General features: G+C 57.5%; 17 protein-coding genes. 2 read left to right on the plus strand and 15 right to left on the minus strand.

Features of this window, described 5'->3' with window-relative positions:
• Nucleotides 1–18: 18 nt before the first annotated feature.
• From C5L39_RS04605 to C5L39_RS04675, 15 genes are all read right to left on the minus strand, one after another.
• A complete protein-coding gene (locus C5L39_RS04605; protein WP_123047671.1) occupies nucleotides 19–1,671 on the minus strand; it encodes a ComEC/Rec2 family competence protein in 1,653 nt (550 codons plus the stop codon).
• Nucleotides 1,668–2,336, minus strand: a complete 669-nt coding sequence (locus C5L39_RS04610) for a ComEA family DNA-binding protein (protein WP_123047672.1) — start codon at nucleotides 2,334–2,336, stop codon at nucleotides 1,668–1,670. Before C5L39_RS04610 ends, C5L39_RS04605 begins: the two co-directional genes overlap by 4 nt.
• A gap of 75 nt (nucleotides 2,337–2,411) precedes the next feature.
• Complete coding sequence (locus tag C5L39_RS04615) at nucleotides 2,412–3,233, minus strand: DegV family protein (protein WP_123047673.1); 822 nt, start codon at nucleotides 3,231–3,233, stop codon at nucleotides 2,412–2,414.
• Nucleotides 3,234–3,944 (minus strand): histidine phosphatase family protein, encoded by a 711-nt coding sequence (locus C5L39_RS04620; RefSeq protein ID WP_123047674.1) that lies wholly within the window; start codon nucleotides 3,942–3,944, stop codon nucleotides 3,234–3,236.
• Between the two features lie 5 nt (nucleotides 3,945–3,949).
• Entirely contained in the window at nucleotides 3,950–4,426 is a 477-nt protein-coding gene (rsfS, locus tag C5L39_RS04625; RefSeq protein WP_123047675.1) for a ribosome silencing factor, read from the minus strand.
• 70 nt (nucleotides 4,427–4,496) lie between these two features.
• Nucleotides 4,497–5,099 (minus strand): nicotinate-nucleotide adenylyltransferase, encoded by a 603-nt coding sequence (gene nadD / locus C5L39_RS04630; protein ID WP_123047676.1) that lies wholly within the window; start codon nucleotides 5,097–5,099, stop codon nucleotides 4,497–4,499.
• Complete coding sequence (locus C5L39_RS04635; RefSeq protein ID WP_123047677.1) at nucleotides 5,096–6,031, minus strand: hypothetical protein; 936 nt, start codon at nucleotides 6,029–6,031, stop codon at nucleotides 5,096–5,098. Before C5L39_RS04635 ends, nadD begins: the two co-directional genes overlap by 4 nt.
• Nucleotides 6,032–6,085: 54 nt before the next feature.
• Nucleotides 6,086–7,363 carry a glutamate-5-semialdehyde dehydrogenase gene (locus tag C5L39_RS04640; protein WP_123047678.1) on the minus strand — a complete coding sequence of 426 codons (1,278 nt, stop codon included), beginning with the start codon at nucleotides 7,361–7,363 and terminating at the stop codon, nucleotides 6,086–6,088.
• 233 nt (nucleotides 7,364–7,596) lie between these two features.
• Nucleotides 7,597–8,697 (minus strand): glutamate 5-kinase, encoded by a 1,101-nt coding sequence (proB, locus tag C5L39_RS04645; RefSeq protein ID WP_123047833.1) that lies wholly within the window; start codon nucleotides 8,695–8,697, stop codon nucleotides 7,597–7,599.
• 156 nt (nucleotides 8,698–8,853) lie between these two features.
• Nucleotides 8,854–10,362, minus strand: a complete 1,509-nt coding sequence (gene obgE, locus C5L39_RS04650; RefSeq protein ID WP_123047679.1) for a GTPase ObgE — start codon at nucleotides 10,360–10,362, stop codon at nucleotides 8,854–8,856.
• A gap of 330 nt (nucleotides 10,363–10,692) precedes the next feature.
• Nucleotides 10,693–10,968, minus strand: a complete 276-nt coding sequence (gene rpmA, locus C5L39_RS04655) for a 50S ribosomal protein L27 (RefSeq protein ID WP_123047680.1) — start codon at nucleotides 10,966–10,968, stop codon at nucleotides 10,693–10,695.
• A gap of 43 nt (nucleotides 10,969–11,011) precedes the next feature.
• Nucleotides 11,012–11,317: a 50S ribosomal protein L21 gene (rplU, locus tag C5L39_RS04660; RefSeq protein ID WP_123047681.1), complete on the minus strand. Its 306-nt coding sequence runs from the start codon at nucleotides 11,315–11,317 to the stop codon at nucleotides 11,012–11,014.
• Nucleotides 11,318–11,516: 199 nt separating this feature from the next.
• Entirely contained in the window at nucleotides 11,517–14,678 is a 3,162-nt protein-coding gene (locus C5L39_RS04665) for an Rne/Rng family ribonuclease (RefSeq protein ID WP_425453850.1), read from the minus strand.
• A 542-nt stretch (nucleotides 14,679–15,220) separates the two neighbouring features.
• Nucleotides 15,221–15,631, minus strand: coding sequence for a nucleoside-diphosphate kinase (ndk, locus tag C5L39_RS04670; RefSeq protein WP_123047682.1), 411 nt, complete (start codon nucleotides 15,629–15,631; stop codon nucleotides 15,221–15,223).
• 49 nt (nucleotides 15,632–15,680) lie between these two features.
• The gene (locus C5L39_RS04675; protein WP_123047683.1) at nucleotides 15,681–15,989 is read right to left on the minus strand and encodes a hypothetical protein; all 309 of its coding nucleotides are present in this window, start codon (nucleotides 15,987–15,989) and stop codon (nucleotides 15,681–15,683) included.
• Nucleotides 15,990–16,087: 98 nt separating this feature from the next.
• Between C5L39_RS04675 and C5L39_RS04680 the strand changes: the two genes are divergently transcribed.
• Together C5L39_RS04680 and C5L39_RS04685 are read left to right on the plus strand one after the other, a co-directional pair.
• On the plus strand, nucleotides 16,088–17,050 hold the full coding sequence (locus C5L39_RS04680) for a pirin family protein (protein ID WP_123047684.1): 963 nt from the start codon (nucleotides 16,088–16,090) through the stop codon (nucleotides 17,048–17,050).
• Nucleotides 17,051–17,062: 12 nt separating this feature from the next.
• Nucleotides 17,063–17,524: a carboxymuconolactone decarboxylase family protein gene (locus C5L39_RS04685; protein WP_123047685.1), complete on the plus strand. Its 462-nt coding sequence runs from the start codon at nucleotides 17,063–17,065 to the stop codon at nucleotides 17,522–17,524.
• The last annotated feature ends 140 nt before the right edge of the window (nucleotides 17,525–17,664 follow it).

Genomic DNA, 17,664 nt, shown 5'->3' on the forward strand with positions numbered 1-17,664 from the left:
TCGTGCCACACCTCTGTTTTAGAACCTCCCGTCACCAGCATGCTGGGTGCCATCACTATGCACAGTGACTTCTCCGTCACGATGGGGAAATAGCACCGGAATCCCCTGCCTTGTCACCGTCGGCCGCTGCGCAGCCTGCCCAGAACTATCAAGCACGATGATCACGTGAGTACCTGGTGGAACACTCTCTAGATCTTCCACGGTCTTGACCACATGAGTTGAAAGCTCCCCTATGTCTAGCTCAGGTGCGGTCTGCTCTCCACGAGCGGCAACAACAAACCAGATGGCCAATACCACCAACGTCTTTCCCGCATGTCCGCCAACCACCGCAGCAATGATCCACCCGTAGGCCACTAGCACCCATGCCGGGGAGGCAGACACCGTAGCTAAACCCAGCCCAGCACCGACTGAGGCCACCTGATGGATCCACCACGTACAGGGCTCGATCACCCACAGCAGGATCACTTCTAGTCCTCCTGGAAGCATCGATAGTCCAGCAGCTAGTAATCCCAGCACCGTTACTGGAGGTACCACTACCGCCACCAGGACATTGGCTACCACTGATACCAACGAGACTTCGCCTGCCATCAACGCGATAATTGGCATGGTGACAATATCGGCGGCTACTGCCACAGCCACCGCTCGCATGAGAATCGCTGGCAAACCAGTAGCCGCCAACGGGCGATAGAGCAAGGGATACAACGCAATGATCCCCGCGGTAGCTGCCACCGACAGCGCGAAGCCATAAGAGGCAGCTAGATCGGAATCCCAGAAGATCAAACCGATCACTGCCAAGCTCAAGCCGTGGATCGGCTCCATCCGGGAAGAGTTAAGGACGGCTAATAGCCCCACTAATCCAGTCACCGAGGCCCGCAACACACTTGGTTCAGTCCCCACCAATCCAACAAATCCCACCAGTGCACCGGTAGCCACCCCGATCTGAATCCGCGGCCCCAGAGTCAAAAGCCGACAAACCAAGACCGCAGCGGTAGTCACAATCGCTACATTCGCCCCACTCACAGCGCTAAGGTGGCTGAGCCCAGTCACAATATAGAGCTCACGCTCTGCAACCGACTGCCCACTGGTATCCCCCAACACCATCCCAGGAATCAACCCCTGCGAAGACGTCCCCACCGACGCCACAACAGACTGTGAAAACGACTCACGAACCTGCGCTGCAAACGCGGCCATTCCAGTCGGTCCCTCAACCAGCTGAAGCTCACCAGTCGCCACTTGGTCGCCCACCCCAGGCCGCTGCGAAGAGCTCATATTCACCTGGGCTAGTACCTGACTTCCTATAGCTAAGTGCTCCGGCGCCAACTCGCTAAACACCGGCAATACTGCGGGATAACCATCAACAGCTAACCGCACCAGATATCCGCCAGAGCTCACCTCAACCGGTGCGGCAGAGACTTCTCCCAGCAATGGTTTCGCAGGAATCCATCGCGCCGCCTGCTGAATCCGAACCACCGTCAGCGCCACTGCGGTAGCCCCCACCGCAGTAGTAAATAGCGCCTGACCCGATTGCCGGCACCACACCAACACCACCGCGACAATAACCAGTCCCAATAGCACTACCAGCACTGTCACCATTTCCGCCCCATAGAACAGCAGAAACAATGTCACAGCCCAGACCACTAGCGCACCAGGAACCAGACGCAGTTCGCTCACAAACTGACCCGACCCACCATCGCCTCAAACTTCGCTGGCCCAATTCCTTTGACCTCCATGAGTTGATCAAGGGTGCTAAATCCGCCCGAGCTTTCCCGATAGGAAATGATCTCTTCGGCGGTTTTTTCACCTACTCCATCAAGACTCATCAGCTCCGCTGCGGAAGCCGAGTTCAGTGAGACCAACGAATTACCCGAGCCATCCAGAGCCAATGTGTCTTCCGCACCACCCAGTTCTGCGCTTTGAGCAGGGACTAACAATTGTTGGCCATCAATCATCAATTGAGCCAGATTCACAGACGCCAACTGTGCACCAGGTAGTGGCCCAGCCACAGCGAGCGCGTCATCGACTCGAGAACCCGGTGGCAAGGTGATCAGACCGGGTCGGGCGACTTCTCCTACCACTGACACCACCAGCGGCTCAGCTGGAACTTCGCTCACCGAAGAGAGCGCCGGCAGCGCTTGGTCTGCCACCGGAAGCGAACTATCCGCAGGATCACCTCGGAGCACTAACCAACCGCCAAGCAGTACGGCCACTAAGCAGGTAGCAAAGACCGCATGCCGCAGGCTCAGCGAAAACCGCGGGGTGGGATAGGCAACGTCGAGGAGATCTTCTTCTCCAGTGGGACGGGTGAGATCTTTCAAACGATCAACGGCAGCACTCATGCCGCTCACGCTAGGTACTCAGCCACCTACAAGGTAGGACCGCTTTAGAAACCTGTGGACAATCATGTCCAAGCATCAACTAACTGTGGAGAAGTCCTCTGGACGATCTGCAAACACAGCAGAAACCCCAACCGCACCCTCACCGGTGTGCACTGAGAGAGTCTCTTCCATCGGCATAGTCATGAAGCTTGAGCCCTCTGGCAAGACTTCCTCGAACATATCTCGGAGATCTCCAGCAGATTCTTCAGCTTCATTGTGCTGAATAGCAATAAAGACCGGATCTTCATGAGCGCGTTCAATAACCAGCTCAACGAGCTTGGTGAATGCTTTAGATTGAGTACGAGTCTTACCCACTAGCTCCAGCCGGCCATCTTTGATCTGCATGATCGGCTTCGTTGCTAGCAATGCGGCAGACAGGACTGCGGTGGTGGCGGAAATTCTTCCGGATTTACGAATCTCGTCGATCCGATGGAGATAGATCCACGTTGAAGAGCGCTCCAGCGTGTCTATCGCCATCTCCTGGCAGGTGTCTAGATCTTTGCCTTGGCTGGCTAGCTTCGCGGCTGCCATGGCAGCCGCGCCAATGGCCATCCCAACAGAGCCGGTGTCAAGCACCCTGACCATATTGTCGGGGAATACTGCTGCTGCTTGTACTGCTGCCGACCACGTGGAGGAGAGATTCTTAGACAGATGCAGTGCCAAGACTCCTTCATCACCGCCGCGTTCGAGCTGACGAGCATAGGCTGCAGTCAGCTCAAGAGCAGACAGCCCCGAGGTAAACGCCTCGTGCCTTTCTTCGTCTTCCATCACGTGCAAATCAACGACCGTGATGCCTAGCTCTTCGATGACATCCTCGGACAGACTGGCGGAGGAATCCGTAACGATGCGGACTGGCATTTATCCCATGTTCCATCCGTCGAGGTACCACTGGGCATCGGTCACTGTCTCCGGGGTAAATCGGGGCGGGCCGACTCGGCCATCGCCTTCGACTCCATGAGAGACGTCATCGAGTGCATCTGGACTGCCCGGCTGGTAGCGCGGGCGTGCGGTCAGCTCTGAGCGACCAGCATTGTTAAGCCCCGAGAAAATCGGATACATGGAAACATCCAGGCCGAGAAGATGGGAAGTCAATGCCGAGATCGTGCCGCCATGAGCGACTAGGAGTACGGCGTTTCCATCCCAGCCTTCATAGCTTTCCATCAATTCTTCAACGACCGGCCGCGCACGCTTGGCTACCTCCACGCGAGATTCCCCGCCTGGCGGGGCCCACGTTGCGTCGTGGCGCCAGGCTGCGCGAGCACCAGGTAGCTCGGCGTCGACCTCCATGGAGGTCTTCGCCTGCCATTGTCCTAAGTGGGTCTCTCGCAGCCGAGAATCCTTAACGACGTCCAGTCCTAAGACCTCTGCGATGATGCTTGCGGTGTCAAAGGCACGGGAAAGATCGGAGGAAACGATGCGGGAGATGCCTGCGTCGATAAGCAACCGGCCCGCCGCGCGCGCCTGATCCCGGCCGAGAGCGGACAGCTCGGTGTCGAGCTGCCCCTGCATCCTGCGGGTGGCGTTGTAATGAGTCTGACCATGTCGGACCAATACCAAGCGGCGGGTCATGTAACTTAGTCCTCCTCGTCCTCGTCCCCCGGAGCAGCCGAAGCGAGGGGAATCTGATCGATGGAATCGACCTTGCGGACATCAACGTCATCCGCGGTCCAGTCTCCGGGACGCTCCGGAGTTTCAATGCCTTCAATCTCAATGGCCGCGCAATCACGGTAGAGCCGATCCAGGCCATAGAATTCGCGCTCAGCTTCACGCTGAATATGAACGACGAGAGAGCCGTAGTCGAGCAGCACCCAGCGGTTTTCGCGGTTGCCCTCACGACGAATTGGCTCGGCGCCAGCTTCGGTCAGCTTATCTTCGATTTCCTCAACGATCGAGGAAACCTGGCGCTCGCTCTCAGCGGAGGCGACAACGAACACCTCGGTGATGCCCATAACATCGGAGACATCCAGGGCGATGATGTTGTGCCCCAGTTTCTCATCGGCTGCCAGCGCGGCAACAACGGCCAGGCGGCGGGATTGGTCAGAAACAGTCACGCAATGTCCTCATCTTTGATGCGGTAGAGATAATTCAATCCCCAGTTTCCCACGGATAGGCCCAAATATCCTACTTTGAGCTGTACAGGTCATTCTTCGCAATATATTGCACTACCCCATCAGGCACTAAATACCACACTGGGCGGCCTTGGCTGGAGCGATTCCGACAATCAGTAGAGGAGATCGCCATGGCCGGAATATCAATCAGATCAACGCGTTGTTGGTGGACCTGGGGCAGCATTTCTTCGGTCAATTCATAACCAGGCCTGGTCACACCGACAAAATGCGCCAAGTCAAACATCTGCTCCCAATCACGCCACGTCACAATCGAGCTCAAGGCATCCGCACCAGTAATGAAAAACAAATCCGCATCCGGGTTTTGCTTCCGCAGATCGTGCAGTGTGTCGATGGTGTAGGTATCCCCCCCGCGGTCAATATCCACGCGGCTGGCCATAAACCGCGGATTGGAGGCAGTGGCGATCACTGTCATGAGATAGCGATGCTCTGCTGGCGAGACTTGTTTATGTGCCTTTTGCCAAGGCTGACCGGTGGGAACGAAGATGACTGAATCCAATGAAAACCGATCAGCAACTTCGCTAGCAGCTACTAGGTGTCCATGGTGGATCGGGTCAAAGGTTCCACCCATGACGCCGATGCGCCTGCGGGAGTTCATGAACGAGAAGTATAACCGCTAACCCACCCCGCGAAGCGTTCGGCGACAGAGGCATCTTCTGGCTGAGTCTGGCCATCGAGGAAATAAGTAGCGTGAACTCCACCAGAAGCGCCCTGGATCCCGTTAGAAACGGCATCCACCGAAAGATCACAAACAAAATCATCCGGAAGGCAGTAGTTCAGCTTGTTGACATTGCCGGAATCGGGAGCATTCTCCGAAGATGTTTTCAGCATGCCGCCATGAGCGGCTGTTCCGATGGCAGTGCGGTCTCCGGCAGTCACCAGTGGACTACCGAAGTAGATGCTGCCCACCAATCGACCACTTTCCTGCAACCATTTTTCATGCGGAGCAAGCACCAACGCACCCTGAGAATATCCAATCAAGATATATCCGGGCGCACAGCCAGTCGAGGCTTCATAGCCTTCGATCATCCCTCGGACTCCGCGCACTCCGGAACGCAGGCTCTTGGCAAAAGACTGCAGCGAATCTCCGACAATCTCTTGGGCCGGAGTCTCGGCTAATAGCACCTGCACCCGGCGAACCATCTCTAGCGTTTCTAGCTCCTCATCGTCTTCTGCCAATTTCGGAACTGGGAAATCTGCCGGATAGATCTCATCGTCAAGGCCCATCACCAGCACGTCTTCCATCAATGACTCACCGGTAGTGTCCAGATGGTGCTGCTGCGCCCGTTTCAAAAAGCCCTTAATATTTGGGCCTTCAAAACCATTAGACACCCATGGTGAGCCTTCCGCGTAGCTAGTAGGAGGGAACTCCTCATTTTGTTCGCTTCCCCGCGCCGCCACCACAACTACTGATGGGCACAGGTCATCTCCATCAGCGGGTGCTTCCGCTGCTAAGGCCGGAGAAAACGTCCCCGCAATCAGTGCGAATGCGGTGGTGGTAGCAACAAGGGCCCGAGATCTCATCTTCATGAGGCCTAACCTTACAGTGCCTCATAAGAAAATACAGGTAACGGTCAGCTTTCTCTAAGGGCGAGCGTGGCCGGTTCCCTGCAAAATCCACTTAGTGGAAGTGAGCTCTGGAAGTGCCATCGGACCACGTGCATGCAGCTTTTGGGTAGAAATCCCAATCTCTGCGCCCATGCCGTATTGCTCACCATCGGTGAAGGCAGTGGATGCGTTGATCATCACTGCTGCGGCATCAACCTGATCGGCAAAGGCCTGCGCGGTAATAATGTTGGTAGTAGAGATCGCCTCGGTATGGCCGGTGGTCCACTTAGCAATGTGGGCAATCGCACCGCTGACCCCGTCGACCACCTTGGCAGCAATATCCATTGACAGATATTCCGCACCCCAGTCCGTGTCATCCGCTTGGACGATATCGCTGGCTCCGAATGCCTCCAGCTCATCGACGTCACCGTGCACGGTGACCCCGGCAGCCTGGAACGCAGCAACGATGCGGGCTTTATCTGCGTCGCTCAAAGCGGCGTCGATAAGCACGGTCTCGGTAGCATTACACACCGAGCAACGGCGAGTCTTGCCGTTGATGGCCAAAGTGATGCCTTCCTCCACATCCGCATCTGCGTCGATGTAGAAATGACAATTTCCGGTGCCAGTCTCAATCGCCGGCACAGTGGCTCCGGTGACTACCGCTTCGATAAGCCGTGCTCCACCACGCGGAATGACCACGTCCACCAGCCCGCGAGCGGTGATCAAATCCTGCACCGAATCATGAGTCTCACACGGCAAGAGCTGCACAGTTTCTCGTGGAAGATCAAAGGACTCCACAACGCCCTGCAGGATCTCCACCAGCTTGGCATTTGAGTACTTTGCAGTTTTAGAGCCACGCAGCAACGGAACGTTGCCTGATTTCAGGGCTAGGCCAAAAGCGTCAACGGTGACATTGGGGCGGGCTTCATAGACCATGCCCATCACGCCCAGCGGGACTCGAATTTGCTTCATCTGGATGCCATTGGGCATCACACCACCACCGAGCACCTCCCCTACGGGGTCCTGTAGCCCGGCCACCTGACGGAGGCCGCCAGCGATACCTTCAATGCGCGCGGCATCTAGGCTCAGCCGGTCAACGAGGGACTCTGCCATGCCATTGGCACGACCTTCTGCAATGTCTTGGACATTAGCAGCGAGGATCTCTGGGGTCTTGGCAATAAGGGTTTCCGCTGCGGCAAGAAGAATCTCGTTTTTCCGCACGGTAGGCAGCTGCGCCAAGACAGGGGCGACCGCCTTGGCCGCGCGGGCCTTGTTAAGGACTTCGTCTCTTTCAATAGTGCGCTGATCAGTCATGGTGCCCGAGTCTAGCGAAACATCGATCGAACAGGTGACCGAATCTGCTCAATGCCGGCGGTATTGCCAGCCAGGAACCACTATCGCTGGCCGCAGCCAACGACGACACATCCTAAAACAGATTCAGGTCAAGATCAGACGAGATCTATTCACACAACACTTGCCCCCAACTATCAGGTGGAGCCCCCACTCCTGCTGTGCGACTAACCTACTCGTGCTCGGTCGGATCTCAATTAGGTCCGAGAAGCGTAGTTGGAAAGGTAGTCAGCATGGACTACTGGGCGCTGCTGGCCTTCTGGAAGCTCCTCAGTGTGTTTACCCAGCATGCCTTCAAGGGTATCTGAGTCATAGGCTGCCTCGCCGCGCCCAACGATCTGGCCGTCTGGGCCAATAATCTCCACGATCTCTCCGGATTGGAACTCACCATCAACCGCAGTAATGCCTACGGCCAGCAAGGAGGTTCCGCCAGAAGTTACTGCGTTGACCGCACCGCGGTCCAAGCGCAAAGTACCGCCTATGTCTGCGGAATAAAGTGCCCAGAACTTCCACGCTGAGAGCCGGTCTTCACTGGGATGGAATACCGTGCCGACGCTCGCGTCTTCCAAAGCCGGGCCGATGTTGGCCGCGGAGGTCAATAGAACGGGCACGCCGCCACGAGAGGCTAGGCGGGCAGCAGAGACCTTCGAGGCCATACCTCCGGTACCCACCAAACCACCATCACCAGCAATGACACCTTTCAGATCCCGACCCGAGCGAACCTCGGAGACAAAACGCGCATCAGGCTCGACTGGATTGCGGTCGAAGAGACCATCGACATCAGAAAGCAGCACCAGAGCATCCGCTGCCGTTAGGTGAGAAACGATCGCCGAGAGCCGGTCATTGTCGCCGAAGCGCATCTCGGAAGTAGCGACTGTGTCATTTTCATTAACAATCGGGATAGCCCGCAGCTGGCGGAGTCGGTCAATCGTTCGCTGTGCGTTTCGCGCACGCTCACGCCGACCGGCATCCGAGGCCGTCAAGAGGACCTGACCGACCGTGCGGTCATAGCGGGCGAAAGAACGTGCCCACTGGTGAGCCAAATGCACCTGGCCAACTGCCGCGGCAGCCTGCTTGGTGGCTAAGTCGGTGGGACGCTGGGACAAACCCAGCGGCCCCATTCCGGCAGCGACCGCGCCGGAGGAGACAACAATTAGGTCGGAGATATTCATCCGAGCTTGAAGTGCATCCACGATGTGGTTGATCTTGTTGGGATCGACGGTGAAGTCTTCGTTGGTCAACGATGAGGAACCGATTTTAACCACCACGCGTTTGGCATTCGAGATGAGCTCACGCATGGAGGACTCGTGGCCAAAAGCGGGGTTACCGTCAGGTTCTTCGGTCGGACCGGGAAACTCAACGTCTTCCGCGGTGTTTTCATATGGAGACAAGGGAAGGCCGTGATAGCTAGGCATCGTCATGGCACTCCACACTACAGACCGAGCCGACAGAGGCTAACCCTGCCAGCGCTCGCGATCTGGGATCTCCCCATCGCCGAAGTCGTATTCGTCGATCAAACCACGACGTGCCTGCGAAGCACGCTTGCGCTCTTCAGCCGAGATTCGATCATTACGCACCAGACGCGCATCGGAGCCACGGCCAGCAACGGTCGGGTCAATGCCAGAACCAGTCAACGGCTCCCACTCGAAGGAGATATCGCCGATAGTGACCGTGCAGCCTTCTTGGGCACCTGCTTTATACAGCGCCTTTTCCACGCCGGCCTTGGCCAAACGATCGGCGAGGAAGCCAATAGCCTCTTCATTTTCGAAGTCGGTCTGGATGATCCACCGTTGGATCTTCCGTCCGGAGACGATAAAGGCTTCCGGGTTTTCTGGGTTCGCAACCACCGTGAAGTCTTCGCGGGGAGCGTCAACCGCCCGCGGGCGAATAATCGTGTGTTCCTTATCCGCTTTAACCTTCGGACGAGCCTTACGCGCAGCCTTCACGATTTCTAGCAGCTTGTATTTCAGCGGCTCCAGCCCCTTTTGGGCGACCGCGGAGATAATGAACACCGGCCAACCAAACTGCTCTTCCAGATCGGCTTTGACAAACTCAGCCAATTCTTCAGCTTCCGGCACATCCGCCTTATTGAGCACGATTAGCCGAGGTCGGTCCTTGAGGTCACCAAGGCCAGTGTCATTATCGAGTGCCGATTCATAGGCTGCCAGCTCTGCCTCCAGAGCCTCGATATCACTGGCCGGGTCGCGGCCGGGCTCAAGTGTCGCGGCATCAACCACGTGCACGAGCACCGAAGTGCGCTCGATATGACGCAGGAAGTCCAACCCCAGACCCTTGCCTTGGCTAGCACCCGGAATCAGACCCGGGACATCGGCCACAGTCAACGTCTCGTGGCCCACATGGACCACTCCGAGGTTCGGTGCCAAAGTAGTAAAGGGGTAGTCAGCAATCTTCGGCTTGGCGGAGGAAAGCACTGAAATCAGCGAGGACTTACCAGCGGAAGGAAAGCCCACCAGTCCCACATCTGCCATGGATTTCAGCTCCATGATCAGATCATGTTCTTCACCTGGTTCGCCCTTGAGTGCGAAACCGGGGGCTTTGCGCTTAGCAGAAGCCAAGGCACCGTTGCCTAGGCCACCGAAACCGCCTTGGGCCGCGATGAAACGGGTTCCTGGAACGGTAAGGTCAGCGAGGACATCTCCGGACTCAGAGAGCAAGACAGTGCCCACTGGAACCTCAAGAACGAGGTCCTTGCCACGGGCGCCATGGCGGTAAGAGCCAGCGCCACCGCCGCCACGACCAGCTTTGAGGTGCGGGCGGAAGTGAAAGTCCAACAAGGTGTGAACCTGTGCGGAGACCTCGAGAATGACGTCACCACCGTGCCCACCGTTGCCTCCGTCAGGGCCGCCGAGCGGCTTGAACTTCTCGCGGTGGACAGACGAGCAGCCGTTTCCACCGTCGCCGGAGGCTAGGTGCAGAACCACGCGGTCTACGAAGCGGGACATGTATGGATTTCCTCCGATTGTTTACAGGTAGGGCGATCCTAGCACCAGCCAAGCCATAGGCTATAAGGCGTTTATCCGGTACCGACTCAGCCGCTCTATTCCAGCGCCAAGTGCCCAAGAAAAGATCTCTCAGCCCAGGTTACGATAATTTCGCCGTTATGGGTTCTGCCTTCTGCCACTTAGTCCGCATCAAACACATGAACTTGTGCCAAGGTGCTGCAGAAACTACCACTGGCCACACACTCAGTACCCAGATAACGACGAACCCGCCATGATCCATAGCGGATCATAGCGGGTTCATTCTCGTTCCAAGAATGAGAATCAGCGCAATTAAGCGTCGACGGTCTCGCTCTCGACGCTTTCGACGATGTTAACCATGCGACGGTTGCGCTTGATGCCGAACTGCACGGCACCGGTCTTCAGAGCGAACAGCGTGTCATCGCCGCCGCGTCCGACGTTCTCGCCCGGATGGAACTTGGTTCCACGCTGACGGATCAGGATCTCGCCGGCTTTGACCTGCTGACCACCGAAACGCTTAACGCCAAGGCGCTTAGACTCGGAGTCACGACCATTGCTGGAGCTGGAAGCACCCTTCTTATGTGCCATTGCATTTCCCTCCCTGGGGTTTCTGCTCGGAAAGCCCGCAGGCTCAGTTGATACCGGTAACTTTGAGCACAGTCAGTTTCTGACGGTGGCCCATACGGCGCTTGTAGCGGGTCTTGTTCTTGTATTTCAGGATATCGATCTTCGGGCCCTTGGTGTGCTCGACGATCTCTGCCGCAACGCTCACCTTAGCGAGGTCGTCGGACTTGGAAGTGACATTGGCACCGTCGACGAGCAGAACCGGGGTGAGAGCCACGGAAGAACCCAGCTCACCCTCGATCTTCTCGACCTTGACGAGGTCGCCTTCGGCAACCTTGTACTGCTTGCCGCCGGTCTTGACGATCACGTACATAGGAGGGTTACCCCTTATCTAAACTCGGCTCAGGCGCTGCCGCACGGTGCACCTGAATGGACGAATAATTTACTTGCGTTTCGGGTATGCAAGCACGTCAGGATCAACATATGGTCCGACAGCGCAATAAGCCCCGAAACAGCGACTGTCAAAGATTACCCCGTAGGCCTGTAAAAATACAAACCGCCGGTTGTCTCTGCTATCGCTGGGTTGTTCGCCTGGTCACCCGTCGACGTCCACCGCGTCTAGCAACCGTCAGATCCTTGTGTCTACCAGCACTACTCTCAACTTTCTCAGCACTGGTCGGCTGAGAATTCGAAGCTGCATGTTGCTGAGCTACTTCAGGCTTGATCATGGTTCGCCGCACCGCACGACGGCGCCCCTTGCGGCTCACCTCTGATGAGGAAGCAACCTTGGGAGCCTGAGCGGCTGCCGGCGCAGGAGTTACCGGCGCTGCAGCTGGGGCCACCGAAAGATCATCGCTCACAGGCGTGGAACGGCGCGTCGATACGCTCCGAGTCTTTCGGCGACGTTGTTGCTTTTTCCGACCCGTAGGAATCTCGGCAGCAACGGGAGTTTCCCGAGCAACCTCCACCGGCTGAGCCTTCGACTCACTCGGTGCTGATTTTTTGTGTTCCTGTGGCTGCGGACGATGATCCGAACGGGAGTTTCCGCGAGTACGACGACGACGGCGCGGAGACTTCTCGAAGTCCGATACTGCCTGTTGGAAAGTCTTTTCCCCTGTGGCTAGGGCAAGATCGGATGCCTCTTCCGGCGTCTCTTCTGCTGGTGCATAATCCGCACCAGTGGGCTCTTCTGGGTCTGCTTGACCTGCGCGTCGCAGAGCTTCGGAGACGATCTTTTCTAGATCGCTTTCCTCAGGCTCAACCGAGGTGGGGGCCGGAGCCTGATCCGGCTTGTTCTCTCCCGAGTTACGGCGGTCGCGGGTATCGTTACGACGCCCACGACGGGAACGTCGACGGCGAGACTGTCCCTGCTGAGGATGCTCCTTTACCGTCTCCTCCGCTGCAGCTTCATCCTCTGCGACGACGACCGCGGCAGCTAGCTTTTCCAAGTCTGACGCCTTGGTCTCACTAGTCGGAGGCAACTTAGCAGCAGCCTTTATGGGAGTTGGTCGACGACGCGATCCCCGCTCAGCACTATCCCGGCGCGAGTGCCCTTCGCCAGCGTCGAGATTCTCCTCGACTGGATCCTCGTGAACGATGAGGCCTCGGCCAGCACAGTGCTCACATTCCGTAGCGAAAGTCTCCAGCAACCCAGTTCCCAAACGCTTGCGCGTCATCTGCACCAGACCAAGCGAGGTAACCTCCGAAACTTGGTGGCGAGTACGGTCACGCCCGAGGGCCTCTTTAAGCCGGCGTAGAACCAGTTCTTGGTTCTCGGAGAGCACCATGTCAATGAAGTCAACGACAATCATGCCGCCGAGATCACGCAGGCGCATTTGGCGGACGATCTCCTCCGCAGCCTCGAGGTTATTACGAGTGACGGTCTCTTCGAGGTTGCCTCCCGAGCCAGTGAACTTGCCGGTGTTGACGTCCACGACGGTCATGGCTTCAGTGCGATCGATGACGAGCGTTCCGCCGGAAGGCAGCCAGACCTTCCGAGCCAACGCCTTTTGCAGTTGCTCATCAACGCGATACTTAGCGAAAGCATCCTGCTCGTCTGCTCCACGATTGAAGCGCTGGACGCGATCAAGTAGATCGGGAGCGACAGACTTCACATAAGCATGCACAGTATTCCAAGCATGGTCACCGTCGACGATCAATCGAGTGAAGTCCTCATTGAACAAATCACGAATAACCTTGACCAGCATGTTTGGCTCTTCATACATGGTCACGGGACGGGAACCCTTGGAGTGCATTTCCTTGTTTGCGCGCGTACGGATGTCTTCCCACATCGTGTGCAGGCGCTCAACGTCGGCGCCGATAGCTTCCTCAGAGACATTCTCTGCGGCTGTACGAATGATCGCCCCGCCTTGTCCCGGCACAACCTTGGTCAGGATTTCTTTGAGTCGCTTACGCTCCGGTCCGGGCAATTTGCGAGAGATGCCCGCACTGCGTCCACCTGGCACGTAGACCAAGTAGCGACCAGCCAGGGAAATCTGGGTGGTCAACCGCGCACCTTTGTGCCCAACGGGGTCTTTGCTGACCTGCACCAAAACCTGATCGCCAGATTTCAATGCTTGTTCGATGCGACGGCCGCGTCCACCCAGACCAGCAGACTTCCAATCGACCTCGCCGGCGTAGAGCACTCCGTTGCGGCCTTCTCCGATATCAATGAAGGCGGCTTCCATGCTCGGCAGGACATTCTGCACCCGACCAAGGTAAATATTGCCGATCATCGAGGCTTGAGCCTCAGAGGTGACAAAGTGCTCCACCAACAGATCATCTTCAAGCACACCGACCTGAGTCACAGTGCCCGGATGATCATTCCGGTTGCGCTCCCGAACCACCATGGTCCGGGCCACTGATTCCCGGCGCGCCAAGAACTCGGCCTGCGAGACAATATGCTTGCGCTTTTTGCCTTCTTCCCGCAGCTCCGTGCGACGGCGACGCTGGGCCTCAAGCCTGGTCGACCCCTTCAATGCGACGGGCTCTACCGGCAGGTCCTGGTCGATCTGCTTATCGACATCCTGCTCGCCCACCGTTGTCTCCGCGACCGGGGCGGGCTCAACCGGAGCCTGCTCGGTGCGTGTGCCCTCGACAGGGGTCTCGTCGACTCCGCGTCCTCGGCTGGCGCCTCTGCGCCCGCGACGGCGACGTCGAGAAGAAGCTGTCTCTCCATCTTCTGATTCCTGGTCCGTAGCGGGCGCTGGTGTTGAGATCTCAGCCTCAGGCGCACGGAAGATCGGGGTGTATTTCTTCACCTCGGCATCCGGTGAAGCTTTAGGCATAGGGGTGATCTCGGGGAGCACCTCTTGGAGTGGCTCCTCGCTGAGCACTGCTGCGAGGTCAGCCTCTACCTTCTCTTCGATCTGGCTGATCTCATTGACGACATTTTTGCGCACCCGGGTGCGAATCTTTTCCTCTGGTTCAACCGGAGATGCCGGAGCTGCTGGAGTAACTGGCAACTCAGCTTCGACAGGCTTGGCCTCTTCCAGCTGCTGCGGGGTGGCTAGCGCGGTCAGCAGCGCATCAATTTCCGAACCGTTGAGTGCGGACTGAGCTACCTTCTTTAGCCCCATTTTTTCCAACGCCACGATCAGCTGGCGAGAGGTCAGTCCCAGCGCTTTGGCTAATACGTGCACACGGGCCCGCTCGCCTATTGCGGTGCGGTCAAAATCCGGGAAAGCGACGGCAACTGCGTCTTGAGCAACAACGTCTACGGCAGGTTCCTGCACTGTGACTTTCGCTGCCTTCGGCGCGCGCTTCTTACTGGCCTTTTTTATCGGCTTCTCGACGTCCGGGGTGGCAGCCGCAGTTTTCTTCGCAACAGTTTTCTTCGCTACGGATTTCTTAGCTGCCGGCTTTTTAGCTACTGCCTTGCGTGCCGATCGACGCCGTTTCGGGGCCTGGGCTCCGGAGTCTTCTTGGGCTTTGTTATTTTCAGCGTTGTTTTCGGTGTTGTTTTCGGTGCTTTTGGTGGGTTCAGTGGAATCAGCCACGGATGCTCCTGTAATTGTTGGTCGACATCATCTCCGGGCGCTGGCGAGCATGCTCGCCGCCGCCGCACAGAGATAATTCGAAAAATCGCGTCAGTGTCGGTATTTAGTTAATGCGTTTGGTTGTTCCACCGTCTCTGCCCGCTCGTCGGGGTCGGTGTCGAGACAACCTTCGCCTATTGTCGCACACCTGAGCGCCATGGCCTTAACAACAGCACCGGAAACGAATAAAGACCGCACTCCGGTCAATCCGGAGGGCGGCCTTAAAGGTGGTGGCTAGATCAGAGGTTCGGGAACCAGATGTTGATCTCGCGCTCGGCGGACTCGGAGGAGTCAGAACCGTGAACAACATTCTCGCCGACGCTCAGTGCGAAGTCGCCGCGGATGGTGCCCGGGGTGGCCTTGGAGACCGGGTCGGTGCCGCCTGCAAGCTGACGCCATGCTTCGATGGCGCGCTCGCCTTCGACGATGCCAGCTACCAGAGGTGCGGAGGTGATGAACTCAACGAGCTCACCGAAGAAGGGGCGCTCGGAGTGCTCAGCGTAGTGCTGCTCAGCGGTGGCGCGATCTGCAACGCGCAGATCCAAAGCGGTCAGGGTCAGGCCCTTGCGCTCGATGCGGGCGAGAATCTCGCCGACGTGGCCGTTTTTGACGCCGTCCGGCTTGATCAGGATGAGGGTGCGTTCAGTCATAACTCAAGACTCTACCGAAGCATCTACGCTACGGCTAAGCGAGGCCAGCTCAGTCAAGATCATGGACTAATCGGCGGGCTTGCTCAGCGGTGGTATCCCGAAACCACAATTGCACCTGACGAATGGCAGCACCCTCGTCACCTCGGGATTTAAGCTCTCGCAACGTCGCCAATTGTTTCTCATCAGGCGCCAATGGTTGGGAGATCCGTTCTCCAGCAACAACCCGAAGCCCCATGACTAGCAGGGTCCCGGCGACAAGCAGCGCAACGACGGCACCGAGGTCAGTTATTCCTAGGAATTTGAAAAGCAAGGCCACCACGCAAGCTACGGCGGCGAGTCCGAGATAAAGAGCACGCATGAGGCACAAGCATAAACGTTCCACTCCAAACACTCTTGGTGACGAATCAACAACTTAGTGGTTATGATGAAGATAGCTACTGAAAGGAACCGGCCGCCATGTCTGTGACGAAAGTAGAGATCATCACCTCCCGCGAGGTCCCCCTAGGTGGCCCGCGTGCCATGAGCGTTCATCGCACATTGCCTCAGCGACAACGCAGCCTCATTGGAGCCTGGTGTTTTCTCGACCATTACGGCCCTAACGATGTATCCGTTTCTAGCGGGATGGATGTTGCCCCTCATCCGCATACTGGGTTACAGACAGTTAGTTGGCTTTTCCAAGGAGCTATCACCCACCACGACTCGGGCGGCAACCATGCAGTCGTAGTCCCCGGCGAAGTCAATCTCATGACCTCCGGCGCTGGCATCTGTCATTCAGAAGTGTCCACCACAGACACAAAAGTCCTCCACGGCGTCCAGCTGTGGACGGTGCTTCCCGAATCTAACCGCGATGGCCCCCGCCGTTTCGACCATCATGCACCGGAACGCATTTCCTTTGACGGTGGCAGTGCCTTGGTATTCCTCGGATCACTGCTGGGATACACCTCTCCCGTGCCGACTTTTACTCCCCTCGTGGGTGCGGAACTGAGCCTGTTGCCGGGGGCGTCGATAAGCATCGAGGTCGATCCGGCCTTCGAACATGGACTGCTAATCGACGCCGGTTCCATCGTCTTGGAAGGCATCTCCCTCGCTCCTACAGAGCTGGCCTATACCGGCATCGGAGAGCAACGCCTAAATATCCACAACAACGGTTCCGAGACTGCTCGAATGATCCTCATTGGCGGCGAACCCTTCACCGAACCGATCATCATGTGGTGGAATTTCATCGGACGAAGCTTCGAGGAGATCGAGCGCTACCGCGCCCAGTGGCAGGCTGGCGACAAACGCTTTGGTCAGACCCTCGGCTATATCGGGCACCAACCACAAGGCCCCACGTGGCTGCCAGCTCCCGGACTGCCTAACGCCAGAATCACCCCTCGTACCAATCCTGCCCCGATCGCCCGACCCGAACTACGAATCTAAGGAACAGTGTCCATGACTAAAAAGCCTCCCTACCTAGACAAGTTCTACCCCGAGGTCTACCGCGCGCTCGGTGACGTGAACAAGAAACTCCGAATGATCTACCCAGATGTCGATCTGCCATCGAGCCTGCTCGAGCTGGTGAGCGTCCGCGTCAGCCAAATCAATGGCTGCGGAACTTGCCTGTCTATCCACGTCCCCGCTGCTCGACGCGCCGGAGTTGAAGACTACAAACTCGATGCGCTTCCGGCGTGGCGCATGGTTACTGAATTCAGCGAACAAGAACGCGCGGCGCTAGAACTGGCCGAGGCACTGACTATTCTCCCCAAGGACCACGAGAACAGCCTGGCGGCGGTTCAAGCTTGCAACATATTCGCCGAGGAACAGGTCGCCGCCCTGGAATGGGCGATCATCATGATCAACGCCTTCAACCGCGTTTCGATCGCCTCCGGGCATCCGCTGATTCGTTCCCGCTAGAGGTGTGCATCTGGTTGCGGTTGCGGTGCGGTTGCGGTGCGGTTGCGGTGCGGTTGTTCGCACCGCAGTTAACCTCCCCAACCCCCACAAACTAGGTACAACCGCAGCGCCAACAACCACGTCGCGCTCGAACGGTCAGC

The organism is Corynebacterium alimapuense (assembly GCF_003716585.1).
Lineage (GTDB): Bacteria > Actinomycetota > Actinomycetes > Mycobacteriales > Mycobacteriaceae > Corynebacterium > Corynebacterium alimapuense.

Bases quoted from the DNA above. Each gene is read 5' to 3' on its own strand.
- C5L39_RS04640 (WP_123047678.1), bottom strand. From the start codon at position 7,363: ATGACTGATCAGCGCACTATTGAAAGAGACGAAGTCCTTAACAAGGCC.
- C5L39_RS04635 (WP_123047677.1), bottom strand. From the start codon at position 6,031: ATGAAGATGAGATCTCGGGCCCTTGTTGCTACCACCACCGCATTCGCA.
- proB (WP_123047833.1), bottom strand. From the start codon at position 8,697: ATGCGTGAGCTCATCTCGAATGCCAAACGCGTGGTGGTTAAAATCGGT.
- C5L39_RS04675 (WP_123047683.1), bottom strand. From the start codon at position 15,989: ATGCGTGCTCTTTATCTCGGACTCGCCGCCGTAGCTTGCGTGGTGGCC.
- rplU (WP_123047681.1), bottom strand. From the start codon at position 11,317: ATGTACGTGATCGTCAAGACCGGCGGCAAGCAGTACAAGGTTGCCGAA.
- C5L39_RS04615 (WP_123047673.1), bottom strand. From the start codon at position 3,233: ATGCCAGTCCGCATCGTTACGGATTCCTCCGCCAGTCTGTCCGAGGAT.
- obgE (WP_123047679.1), bottom strand. From the start codon at position 10,362: ATGTCCCGCTTCGTAGACCGCGTGGTTCTGCACCTAGCCTCCGGCGAC.
- C5L39_RS04610 (WP_123047672.1), bottom strand. From the start codon at position 2,336: ATGAGTGCTGCCGTTGATCGTTTGAAAGATCTCACCCGTCCCACTGGA.
- C5L39_RS04680 (WP_123047684.1), top strand. From the start codon at position 16,088: ATGTCTGTGACGAAAGTAGAGATCATCACCTCCCGCGAGGTCCCCCTA.
- rpmA (WP_123047680.1), bottom strand. From the start codon at position 10,968: ATGGCACATAAGAAGGGTGCTTCCAGCTCCAGCAATGGTCGTGACTCC.
- C5L39_RS04685 (WP_123047685.1), top strand. From the start codon at position 17,063: ATGACTAAAAAGCCTCCCTACCTAGACAAGTTCTACCCCGAGGTCTAC.
- nadD (WP_123047676.1), bottom strand. From the start codon at position 5,099: ATGAACTCCCGCAGGCGCATCGGCGTCATGGGTGGAACCTTTGACCCG.
- C5L39_RS04620 (WP_123047674.1), bottom strand. From the start codon at position 3,944: ATGACCCGCCGCTTGGTATTGGTCCGACATGGTCAGACTCATTACAAC.
- ndk (WP_123047682.1), bottom strand. From the start codon at position 15,631: ATGACTGAACGCACCCTCATCCTGATCAAGCCGGACGGCGTCAAAAAC.